Source organism: Actinomadura scrupuli (assembly GCF_050971785.1).
In the GTDB taxonomy this organism is placed as follows: domain Bacteria; phylum Actinomycetota; class Actinomycetes; order Streptosporangiales; family Streptosporangiaceae; genus Actinomadura_E; species Actinomadura_E scrupuli.
In genome coordinates this window covers 1362378-1373479 of record NZ_JBPCCU010000001.1, presented here as the reverse complement: position 1 = coordinate 1373479, position 11102 = coordinate 1362378, and the positions used below count along the sequence as shown (strand labels likewise).

Here is an 11102-nt window from a genome sequence, read left to right as displayed (position 1 = left end):
CACGGGCCCATAACGCGACTTAGGTTAGCCTTGCCTACATATTCGTTACAAGGTTAGCCTTACCTAAATTATTGGGGTGATCGCCCGAGCAGAGGAGTGGGTTCCTTGTCCTTCGGTGTCCGCGCGCAAGAGGTTCGGACAGAGGTCGCCGTCCAGGTCACGGCCGATCCACTTCAGCTCGTCGCCCGGCTGGCACGGTCCGGGCTGTTCGAGGACTACGTGGTGTACGAGCAACCCGGCACGTGGACCTTCGCCGGCGGGACGCTCGGCGAGGTGGTGCTCGGCGCCGACGAGGTGCGCACCCGCTGGCTCGACCGGCCCGAGCAGGCCGAGCCCTGGTCGGGAGCGCCGTCGGAGATCCTGCGCGAGGCGCTCGAGGCCTCCCCCGTCGCCGGCTGGACCGCATACGGCTGGATCGCGTTCGAGTTCGCGGGCGGCGCCCGGGCGGGCGAACTCGCCCACCTGGTCGTGCCACGCGCCGAGGTGCGGATCGAGGGCGGCCGTGCGCACGTCACCAGCCCCGATGCCGGCGAGGCCGCCCAGCTCGCCAAGCTGCTGTCCGACCGGGCGCCCGACGAGGAGCCCGTGCCGTCCCCGGTGGACGTACGCGCCGGCGGTGACCGTTACCGGTCGCAGGTCGCCCAGGCCGTCTTCGAGATCACGGCGGGCCGGTACCAGAAGGTCATCATGTCGCGGCCCCTGCCGGTGCCGTTCCCCGTGGACGTCATCGGCACCTATGTCCACGGCCGCGCCGCCAACACCCCGGCACGGTCGTTCCTGCTCGACCTGGGCGGCTTCCAGGCCACCGGATTCAGCCCCGAGGTCGTGGTCGCCGTCGACGTGACCGGCACGGTCACCACCCAGCCGCTGGCCGGGACCCGCGCCTTCGGCCAGGGCGCGGACCTCGACGAGGCCACCCGGCGCGAACTGGAGAACGACCCCAAGGAGATCTTCGAGCACGCCGTGTCGGTCCGCACCTCCCAGGACGAGCTGTACGAGGTGTGCGAGAACGACACCGTCCAGGTCACCGGGTTCATGGCCGTCAAGGAACGCGGGAGCGTCCAGCACCTGGGCTCCAGCGTGAGCGGGGTCCTGGCGGCCGGCCGCACCTGCTGGGACGCGCTCGACGCGCTGTTCCCCGCGGTCACCGCCTCGGGCATCCCCAAGGCCGCGGCCATGGAGGCGATCGCCCGCCTGGAGGACTCCCGCGGCCTGTACGCCGGAGCGGTCCTGGTCGTCGACGCCCGCGGTCGCCTGGACGCCGCGCTGGTGCTGCGCGCCCTGTACAACCGGGACGGGCGAGCGTGGCTGCGGGCGGGCGCCGGTATCGTCACCGGCTCCACGCCCGAGCGGGAGTTCGAGGAGACCTGCGAAAAGCTGTCCAGCATCGCCCCCCATGTCGTCCCGCTCCGCTGAGCGGTCGTGACCCCCTCCGCGCCCGGGGTACGGGCACGGAGGGGGCACTCGTCCGGGTCTCAGGCCAGGCGGGCGGCGAGCCGCTTCTTGCTGACCTTGCCCACCGGGGTGCGCGGGAAGACGTCGATCGGCTCGATCCGGTCGGGATACTTGTAGGCGGCGACGCCGCGCTCCCGCAGGAACTCCTTGACCTCCCGCAGCGTCGGGGCCTCGCCGTGGATGACGAGGAACGCGCAGGTCCGCTCCCCCATCACCGCGTCCGGCATCCCCACCACCGCCGCGTCGTGCACCGCGGGGTGGGCGAGCAGGTGGTTCTCCAGCTCCTCGGCGGAGATCTTGTCGCCGCCGCGGTTGATCTGGTCCTTCTCCCTGCCCTCCACCACGAGGTGGCCGGACGGAAGAACCCGCACCAGGTCGCCGGTGCGGTAGAAGCCGTCCGGGGTGAACGCGCGGCTGTTGTGCTCGCGTGCCCGGTAGTAGCCGCGCAGCGTGTACGGGCCCCGGGTGAGCAGCTCACCGACCTCGCCCGGTGCCACCTCGAGGCCGTCGGCGTCGACCACCCGGATCTCGTCGGCGGGCGAGAGCGGCCGTCCCTGGGTGGTCTCGGCCAGCTCCCGCGGGTCGTCCAGCCGGGTGTAGTTGAGCAGCCCCTCGGCCATCCCGAACACCTGCTGGACCGCGCAGCCCAGCACCTCCGGGACCTGCGCGGCCCGTTCGGCGGCGAACTTGGCGCCGCCGACCTGGAGCAGCTCCAGCGACGACAGGTCCTCGTCCGACCACGACACCGCCTCCAGCCACAGCAGCGCGATCGGCGGGACGGCCGCGCACACGGTGACCCGCTCCCGCTCGATCAGCGGGAACGCCGCGTCCGGCGCACCGGACGGGGCGAACACGACGGTGCCGCCGGTGGCGAACACCCCGAGCAGCCCCGGGCACGCCAGCGCGAAATTGTGCGCGGCCGGGAGCACCACGAGGTAGACGGTGCCGGGACCGAACCCGCAGACCTCCGCGCTGGCCTCCAGGTTGTAGACGTAGTCGCGGTGGGTGCGCGGGATGAGCTTGGGCAGGCCGGTGGTGCCGCCGGACAGCAGGAACAGCGCCACGTCGGCCGGATCCGGCCGGTCGTACGCGACCGGGTCGGCGTCCAGGCCGGCCAGCGGGGTGAACTCCCCGGCCGCTCCGTCGATGACGACGTGCTCGATCCCCAGCGACCGGGCCAGGCCGCGGTGGTCGAACCCGGCGTGCACGTCGGGGGCCACGTAGACCCGTGCCCCCGACAGTTCGACGAGGTAGCCGATCTCACTCTCCCGATGCGCGGGCAGGGCGAGCACCGGCACGACGCCGATCCGCAGCAGCGCCAGCAGCACGACCGCGAACGAGGCGCTGTTGGGCAGGTGCAGCACCGCCCGGTCCCCGCGTTCCAGGCCCAGCCGCAGGAACCCGGCGGCGGTGCGCTCGGCCCGCCGGTCGAGCTCGGCGTAGGTGAGGCGCAGGTCGCCGACGACGAGGGCGGTCCGGGTGGGGTCTCCGCCGCCCAGCACGTCGCCCAGGAGCCGGTCGCCCCAGTAGCCCTCGGACACGTAGCGGGCCGCCAGATCCGGCGGCCACGGGGTGAACTCGTCCATCGGTCAGCGCCCGGCCAGCTGGGCCTCGGAGCCGGGCACCGGCTCCGCCGGGTCGTTACCGAGGGCGACGATCCGGTTGTCGCCGTCGACGTGCACCACGCGGGGCACGTGCGCCGTGGCCTGGGCGTCGTCGAACACGCCGAAGGACATGACGATGACGAGATGTCCGGGTTGCACCAGGTGGGCGGCCGCGCCGTTGATCCCGATGACGCCACTGCCAGGCTCGCCGGTGAGCGCATAGGTGACCATCCGCGCACCGTTGTCGATGTCGACGACGTGGACCTGCTCGCCCTCGACGATGTCGGCGGCGGCCATGAGTTCGGCGTCGAGCGTGATCGACCCCACGTAGTGCAGGTCGGCCTGAGTGACGGTGGCTCGGTGGATCTTGCCGTTCATCAGCGTGCGCTGCACGAGTCTGCCTCTTCCCTTCAAAGCGACCAAGGATAGCCTTACCTTACTTATCCGGCCCCCTGAGGAGAACCCCGAAGATGCTCCGCCGTCTGGCCATGGACATCAGCCCGCTCCGCGACAGCAAGCCCTTCTGCAACGTGTTCATCGCCCGTACCGTCTCGGTCTTCGGCATCGGCATGCTGGTGGTCGCCGTCCCCGTGCAGGTCTACGAGATGACCGGCTCCACCTTCCAGGTCGGCGGAGTGTCCGCCGCGTCGGGATTCGCGCTGCTCGCGGGATTCCTGTGGGGCGGTGTCCTGGCCGACCGGCACGACCGGCGCACCCTCATGCTCGTCGCCCGCGCCCTCGCGGGCCTGGGCTTCCTGCTGCTGACGCTCAACGCCTTCCTGCCCACCCCGTCGCTGGCCGCCCTGTACGTCCTGGTCGCCTGGGACGGGCTGGCGACCGGCGTCGCGATCACCGCGCTGCTCGCCGCCACCCCCTCCCTCATCGACGGCGACAAGCTCGTCGCCGCGGGCGCGCTCAACGCGCTGACCGTCCGGCTCGGCTCGATGGTCTCCCCCGCCCTCGGCGGCCTCCTGATCTCGGCGTTCGGGGTCGGATGGAACTACGCGACCGCCGCCGCCGGCACCCTGGGCACCCTCGGGCTGCTGACCGGCCTCCCCTCCCTCAAGCCCGTCGAGGAGAGCACCGAGGGGCCGGTGCAGGCGCTCGGCTCCGGGCTGCGTTTCGTGGCCTCGCACCGCGTCGTCGGATCCCTGATGCTGCTCGGGCTGCTGTTCATGGTCGCCGGCGGGATCCCCGTGCTGATGCCCGCGTTCGCGACCCACACGCTGGACGGCGGGCCCACCACGGTCGGACTGCTGTTCGCCGCGCCCGCCTGCGGGGCCGTCCTGGGCTCGGTGACCAGCGGCTGGGCGGCGAACGTCGCCGCCCCCGGCCGGGCGCTCCTGCTGGCGTCGGTGACCGGGTTCACCGCCCTGGCCTGCCTCGGCCTGGCCCGCCACCCGGCCGTCGCCGTCACGATCCTGTTCGGCTACGGGTTCATCGCCTCGATCGAGGAGATCCTCCGGTACGGCCTGATCCAGGCGCACACCCCCGACGCCTACCTCGGCCGCGTCAACGCCCTGTGGGCCGCGCAGGACACCGGCGGCGAGGCCGTCGGCTCGCTCGGCGCGGGCGCGCTCGGCCGACATCTCGCGCCCGGCGCGGCGATCGTGGTGTACGGCACGATCAGCGCCGTGCTCGCCGGTGCGCTGGCGCTGTCCCTCAGCGGCCTGCGGGCGGCCAGGCTCCAGCCCGAGACCCGCTGATCCCTCACCCCCGCTCCGGTGGGAGCCCCGTGCGAGGCCCCCACCGGGCGGGTCAGCCGTCGGCGTCCAGCCGGGCCGAGAGCTCCTCCTCGGACAGGCCCGCGACCGTCAGCCAGATCTCGGCCACCGCCTCCAGGCGTCCCGGGGTCTCCTCCAGCGCGACCAGACGGCGGGCGATGCCCTCGACCGTCCGCTCGGCGAACACCACCCGCACCGGCAGCGCCCCGGTGTCGAGCGCCTCGCGCAGCCGGGCGATGACCGTGGTGGCCAGCACCGAGTCCCCGCCGAGCGCGAAGAAGTCGTCCGTGGCGCCGACCCGGACGGCGCCCAGGACCTCCTCCATCGTCAGGGCCAGTACCCGCTCCAGCGGAGTACGCGGCGCGACGTGTTCGGCGGCGCCGTTCCCCGCCCGGTCGGCCACCAGCGCGGCCAGCGCCCGCCGGTCGACCTTCGCGTTCGCGGTGAGCGGCATCGCGGCCACGGGGGCGAGCAGGTCGGGGACCATCTGCGGGGGCAGCAGCTCGCGGGTGTGGGCGAGGATCCGGTCGGGAGCGGTGCCGTCGGTGACGACGACCGCGGCGGCCAGCCGGTTGCCCGCCAGCAGCGCCACGGCCCGGCCCACCGACGGATGGCTCTCCAGCGCGGCCTCGACCTCGCCGAGCTCGATCCGGAAACCGCGGACCTTGACCTGATGGTCGCGCCGGCCCAGGAACTCCAGTACCCCGTCCGGGCGGTACCGGGCCAGGTCGCCGGTGCGATACCAGCGGATGCCCTCGTGGACCACGAACCGGTCGGCCGTGCGCGGCGCATCGCCGCTGTAACCGTCGGCGACGCCCGCGCCGCCGATCCACAGCTCGCCCGCGACCCAGTCGGGACGGTCCCCGCCGCGCTCGTCGACGACCCGGCAGGCCACCCCGCGCAGCGGGACTCCATAGGGCACCGACGTCCAGTCGGCTGGGACGTCGCCGGTCACCTCGATGAAGGTCGAGTGGATGGCGGTCTCGGTCGTACCGCCCAGCGCGACGAACCGGCTGCCCGGGGCACGCTCGCGCAGCAACGGGGGCAGGTGCGTGCCGACCCAGTCCCCGCCCAGCAGGACCAGCCGCAGACTCGGTACGGGGCTGGTCCGCAGGAGCATCTCCAGCACCGTCGGCACGCAGTTCAGGACGGTGACCGCGTACCGGTCCGCCAGGGCGGCCCAGCCGGCGGCGTCGCGGCGCTCGTCCTCGTCCGGCATGACGACCGCTCCACCGGCCGACCACAGCGCGAACAGGTCGAACACCGACAGGTCGAAGTCCAGGGCCGACACTGCCAGCGCCACGTCGGACGCACCGATCCCGAACCGCTCCACCAGATCGTCGATGGTGTTCATCGCGGCCCGGTGGGACACCTCCACGCCCTTGGGCTCGCCCGTCGAGCCGGAGGTGAACAGCAGGTAGGCGAGCTGCTCGGGGCCGACCCGCACCGGCCCGGCGAGCGGCTCGGGATGGGTCACCGGCGAGGCCAGCGACGCCACGACCCCGGCGGTCTTGCGGATCCGCTCGCGGCGTGCCCGCGGCTGGCCCGCCCCGATCGGCACGTACGCCGCACCGGCCGCCAGGACGCCCAGGACCGCGACGGCCTGGTCGGGCCCCTTCGGAAGCTCGACCGACACCCGGTCGCCCGGCCGGACGCCTTCGGCGACCAGATGGGCGGCGGTACGCAGCGCGCGGTCGGCGAGCTGCCCGTAGGTCAGCGTGCCGTCGGTGCCCCAGTGGAGTGCGGGCGCGTGGGGAGCCCGCTCGGCCAGGGCGAAGAACCCGTCGTGCAGGCGGCGGGCGGGCAGCGGCGGCTGGGCGTTGAGGCGGTGCCGGATCCGGAGCTGCTCGGTGGTCGCGCCGATCGTCAGAGGCTCGGTCCAGTCGGCGCCTTCGGCCCCCAGCCGGGTGACGGCGCCGGTGTAGGCGGCGAACATGGCGTCGGCGACGCCTTCTGGGAAGGCCGGGTCCCGGACGTCCCAGTTGAGCAGAAGCCCGCCGGACACCTCGGTGACCTGGGCGTCCAGCAGGACCTGCGGGCCCTGGGAGATGATCCACTCCGGTTCGCCGAACAGGCGGCGTACGTCCTCTCCGAACAGCTCGCCGAGGTTCAGCGCGCTGGTGTAGACGATCGGCGCCAGGACCTGCTCCCCGCGCCTGCGTGACAGGTCCCGCAGCACCTCCACCCCGGAGTAGTCGCTGTGCGCCCCCGCGGTGTGCAGCCGCGACTGGAGGGCGCGGGCCCGCTCGACGAACGGCAGCCTCCGGCTCAGGTCGACATCGAGCATGACCGAGCCGGTGAAGTCTCCGACGACGCCGGACACGTCAGGATGGACCGGTTCGCGATGGAACAGCGGCAGGTTCATGAGGAACCGGGGGCCCACCGACCAGGCGCCGACGACCTCGGCGAAGACCGCGGCCAGCGCCATCGCCGGGGTGACGCCCTCGCGGTGGGCGCGGGCGATCAGGCGCCGGCGGGCCTCGGGCGCCAGCCAGTGGTGCTTGCGGACGACGCGCGTGCCCGGCTCGGGGATGACCGGGAGCTCCGGTGCGCCCGGCAGGTCGTCGAGCCGGTCGGCCCACCAGAGCCGGTCCCGGTCGCGGGCGGCGGCGCGGGGGTCGGCGGCCAGATAGCGGGCGAAGCCGTAGCGCAGCGGTGCCAGCTCCGCGCCGTCGTAGAGGGCGGCGAGATCGGTCAGGAGCGTGCGGTAGCTCATCGCGTCCGCGGCGATCATGTCGACGTCCAGGTGCAGGCGGGTCGCCCCGCCCGGCAGCAGGCTGAGGCGGGCGTCGAAGACCTGACCGTCCTCGATGGCCAGCCGCTGCACCGACAGCTCGGCGCGCAGCCGCTCCAGCTCGGCGGGCGCGTCGGCGGCCTCGCGCAGGTCGTGGACGACGAGGGCGGGCCCGGGCAGGTCCGGCAGGATCCGCTGGGTGCCCTCCTCAGACACCGCGGCCCGCAGCATGGGATGCCGCTCGGCGAGCGCCAGCAGGGCGCGCTCGAGCCGGGACGGGTCGACGTCGCGGCCGTCGAGCTCGACGTAGAGGTGGGCGGCGACGTCGCCGAGCGCCTGTCCGGAGTCCCGGCCGACCCAGTACGCGTGCTGCATGAGCGCCAGCGGGAACGGCCCGCCGGCGGCGTCCTCCTCCGCCTGCCCGGTCGCGGGGCCCTCGGGCTCGATGACGCCGCGCTCGGCGAGCAGCTCCCACCATTCGGCCAGCGTCGGCCGCTCGGCCAGTTCGGCGAAGTTCACCTCGACGCCGCGCCGGCGCAGCCGGCCGGTCAGTCCCATCAGCCGGATGGAGTCCATGCCGAGCTCGATGAGGTTGTCGTGCGCTTCGGCGCGCTCGCCCAGCAGCTCCGTCAGCGAGTCCTGCAGTTCTTCCCTGGTCAACACAGAGCGCTCCTAAATTAGGTAAGGCTAACCTAATTTAGACCGCTTTACGCGTCAACGCCCTTCGCCGGTCGGCCGGGACGATCAACGGCGTCCCCGACTCCGGATCGGCGATGATCTGGCACGGCAGGCCGAAGACCCGCTCCACCAGCTCCGCGGTCACGATCTCCCCCGGCGGCCCCTGCGCGACCACCTCGCCCTCGCACATCGCGACCAGATGAGTGGCGTACCGGCACGCCTGGTTGAGGTCGTGCAGCACCGCGACCAGGGTGCGGCCCTCCTCGTGCAACCGCGAGCACAGGTCGAGGACCTCGATCTGGTGCGCAATGTCCAGGAACGTCGTGGGCTCGTCCAGCAGCATGATCGAGGTCTCCTGGGCCAGGACCACGGCAAGCCACACCCGCTGCCGCTGCCCGCCCGACAGCTCCTCGACGATCCGATCGGCCAGCTCGGTCACGCCGACCGCGGCCATCGCCGCCTCGACCGCCCGCTCGTCCTCCCGCGACCACTGACGCAGCAGCCCCTGGTGCGGATAGCGGCCCCGGCCGACCAGATCGGCCACCGAGATGCCGTCCGGAGTGACCGGCGACTGCGGCAGCAGGCCGAGCCGCCGGGCGACCTCCTTGGCCGGCAGCGCGGTGATCGGCCCGCCGTCCAGGAACACCGTGCCCCGCGTGGGCTTCAGCAGCCGCGCCAGCGCCCGCAGCAGCGTCGACTTGCCACACGCGTTGGGGCCCACGATGACGGTGAACGACTCGTCCGGGATGGTGAGGTCGAGATGGTCGGCCACCACCCGCTGGTCGTAGGCGAGTCTCAGATCGCTCGCTCGCAGCCGGCTCATATCCGCCCCTTCCCTCCCGCGTTCGACAGCAGCCAGATCAGATAGAGGCCGCCCAGCACACCCGTGACGACCCCCGTCGGGAGCTGCACCGGCAACCGCAACGCGATCAGGTCGCTCAGCATCAGCAGAGCCGCCCCCATCAGCGCGGCCGGCAGCAACTGCGGGCCGGAGCGGCGAATGAGCCTCCGGGCGAGCTGCGGCGCGGCGAGCGCCACGAACGGCACGGGCCCGACCGCCGCGGTCGCCACCGCGACCAGGCCCACCCCGGTCAGGACCAGCCCGGCCCGGCTGCGCTCCACCGGGACGCCCAGTGAGCGGGCGGCGTCGTCGCCCAGCTCGCCCATCCGCAGCGAGCGGCCGAGCGCCAGCGTGCACGGCACGAGCACGGCCAGCGAGATCGCCAGGGGGCGTGCCTGCTCCCAGCCACGCCCGTTCAGGCTGCCGGTGAGCCAGAACGCCGCCTCATAGGCCTCCCGCAGCTCCGCCCGCGTGATGAGGTAGGCGTTGGCGGCCTCCAGCATCGCCGCGATCCCCACGCCGATCAGCACCAGCCGGTGTCCCTGCACGCCGCCCCGGTAGGACAGCGTGTAGACCACCAGCGCGGTCAGCAGCGCGCCCGTGACCGAGCTGGCCGCGATCGCGGCGGTCCCACCACCGATGACCAGGATCTGCACCAGCGCGCCGGTCGCCGACCCGGTGGTGAACCCGATCAAGTCGGGGCTGCCCAGCGGATTGCGGGACATGCTCTGGAAGACCGCGCCGCTCATCCCCAGCGCCAGCCCCGCCAGCAGCCCGGTGACCGCGCGGGGCAGCCGCAGCTGCGTCACGATGAACTCGGTGGACCGGCTCCCCTGCCCGGCCAGCGCCCGCACGACCTCGGGGGCCGTGAGCGGGAAGTCGCCGGTGCCCAGCACGAGCACCGAGGACGCCAGCGCGGCCGCACCGAGCACCAGGCACACCGCGACGGCACGCGGTTCCCATCGCAGCGACCGGCTCGCCACCCGGACGACTCGGCTCACAGCTGGGGGATCCTTGCTCGCCGGACCAGCAGGAGGAAGACGGGGGCGCCCAGGAACGCGGTGACGATGCCGGTCTCCAGCTCTCCCGGCGCGCCGAGCACCCGGCCCACGATGTCGGCGCCCAGCAGCAGCACCGGAGCCAGCAGCAGCGAGTAAGGCAGCACCCAGCGCTGGTCCGGGCCGATGAGCGTACGGACCGCGAACGGCACCGCCAGCCCGACGAAGGCGATCGGGCCGACGGCCGCGGTGGCCGCGCCGCACAGCATCATGACCGCGAGCCCGCCCAGCGCCCGGGTCCGTCCGGGTCGCACGCCGAGCGCCCGCCCTGCGTCCTCGCCAAGGGCGAGGGCGTTGAGCGGCCGGGCCAGGCACATCGCCAGCAAGATCCCGGCCAGCAGGAACGGTCCGATCTGGAGGAACACGCTGAGATCCCGTCCGGACAGCGACCCGACCTGCCAGAACCGGAAACTGTTGAAGGCGCGCGGGCTGAGCAGCATCACCCCCGCGGTCAGCGCGCTGAACACCGCGTTGATCGCCGCCCCGGCCAGTACGAGACGGGCGGGCGTCGCACCGGCACGGCCACGCGACCCGATCAGATAGACGAGCGACGCCGTCGCCGCGGCTCCGGCGAAGGCCGCCCACACATAGACGAGCACCTGGTCGACACGGAACACCCCGATGACCGTCACGACCGCCATCGCCGCACCCGCGTTCACCCCGAGCAGCCCGGGCTCGGCCAGCGGATTGCGGGTCAGTGCCTGCATGAGCGCGCCCGCCAGGCCGAGGGCCGCACCCACCCCCACCCCGAGCAGCGTGCGCGGCAGCCGCAGCTCCCGCACGATCAGCGCATTCTCCGAGCCGTCCGGCGCGAACAGCCCGGCGAACGACTGGTCCAGCGGGATCTGCTTCACACCGATGGCGATACTGGCCACCATCGTCATCAGCAGCACCACGGCGAGCACGACCAGCCCGGCCAGTCGGTGCCGACGCGCCGAGCGTTTATACGGGGATGCCACGAAATGAGGTTAGCCTAAGCTAACGCAGCCGGGGAGAGTCGCACACTGA

Annotated in this window: 8 protein-coding genes; 2 read left to right on the top strand and 6 right to left on the bottom strand. The window is 73.1% G+C overall.

From position 1 onward, the window contains the following. Nucleotides 1–105: 105 nt before the first annotated feature. A complete protein-coding gene (locus ACRYCC_RS06330) occupies nucleotides 106–1416 on the top strand; it encodes a salicylate synthase (protein ID WP_433809616.1) in 1311 nt (436 codons plus the stop codon). A 59-nt stretch (nucleotides 1417–1475) separates the two neighbouring features. Here the strand turns inward: ACRYCC_RS06330 and ACRYCC_RS06325 are convergent, their stop codons facing one another. Both ACRYCC_RS06325 and panD read right to left on the bottom strand, forming a co-directional pair. Next, nucleotides 1476–3041: a (2,3-dihydroxybenzoyl)adenylate synthase gene (locus ACRYCC_RS06325; RefSeq protein WP_433809614.1), complete on the bottom strand. Its 1566-nt coding sequence runs from the start codon at nucleotides 3039–3041 to the stop codon at nucleotides 1476–1478. Between the two features lie 3 nt (nucleotides 3042–3044). After that, nucleotides 3045–3452: an aspartate 1-decarboxylase gene (panD, locus tag ACRYCC_RS06320; protein ID WP_433809612.1), complete on the bottom strand. Its 408-nt coding sequence runs from the start codon at nucleotides 3450–3452 to the stop codon at nucleotides 3045–3047. 77 nt (nucleotides 3453–3529) lie between these two features. Here panD and entS point away from each other — a divergent pair, with 77 nt between their 5' ends. Then, nucleotides 3530–4765: an enterobactin transporter EntS gene (gene entS, locus ACRYCC_RS06315; protein ID WP_433809610.1), complete on the top strand. Its 1236-nt coding sequence runs from the start codon at nucleotides 3530–3532 to the stop codon at nucleotides 4763–4765. A gap of 52 nt (nucleotides 4766–4817) precedes the next feature. Here the strand turns inward: entS and ACRYCC_RS06310 are convergent, their stop codons facing one another. The 4 genes from ACRYCC_RS06310 to ACRYCC_RS06295 are packed head-to-tail and all read right to left on the bottom strand — an operon-like array spanning nucleotide 4818 to nucleotide 11053. Further along, on the bottom strand, nucleotides 4818–8180 hold the full coding sequence (locus ACRYCC_RS06310) for a non-ribosomal peptide synthetase (protein WP_433809608.1): 3363 nt from the start codon (nucleotides 8178–8180) through the stop codon (nucleotides 4818–4820). Nucleotides 8181–8214: 34 nt separating this feature from the next. Next, entirely contained in the window at nucleotides 8215–9018 is an 804-nt protein-coding gene (locus ACRYCC_RS06305; protein ID WP_433809606.1) for an ABC transporter ATP-binding protein, read from the bottom strand. Further along, nucleotides 9015–10037, bottom strand: coding sequence for a FecCD family ABC transporter permease (locus ACRYCC_RS06300; protein ID WP_433809604.1), 1023 nt, complete (start codon nucleotides 10035–10037; stop codon nucleotides 9015–9017). The genes ACRYCC_RS06305 and ACRYCC_RS06300 overlap by 4 nt, the downstream gene beginning before the upstream one ends. Then, nucleotides 10034–11053 carry a FecCD family ABC transporter permease gene (locus ACRYCC_RS06295; RefSeq protein WP_433809602.1) on the bottom strand — a complete coding sequence of 340 codons (1020 nt, stop codon included), beginning with the start codon at nucleotides 11051–11053 and terminating at the stop codon, nucleotides 10034–10036. The genes ACRYCC_RS06300 and ACRYCC_RS06295 overlap by 4 nt, the downstream gene beginning before the upstream one ends. Between the last annotated feature and the right edge of the window lie 49 nt (nucleotides 11054–11102).

Excerpts from the sequence above, each read along its gene's own strand:
- ACRYCC_RS06305 (WP_433809606.1), bottom strand. The coding sequence starts at position 9,018 with ATGAGCCGGCTGCGAGCGAGCGATCTGAGACTCGCCTACGACCAGCGG.
- ACRYCC_RS06325 (WP_433809614.1), bottom strand. The coding sequence starts at position 3,041 with ATGGACGAGTTCACCCCGTGGCCGCCGGATCTGGCGGCCCGCTACGTG.
- entS (WP_433809610.1), top strand. The coding sequence starts at position 3,530 with ATGCTCCGCCGTCTGGCCATGGACATCAGCCCGCTCCGCGACAGCAAG.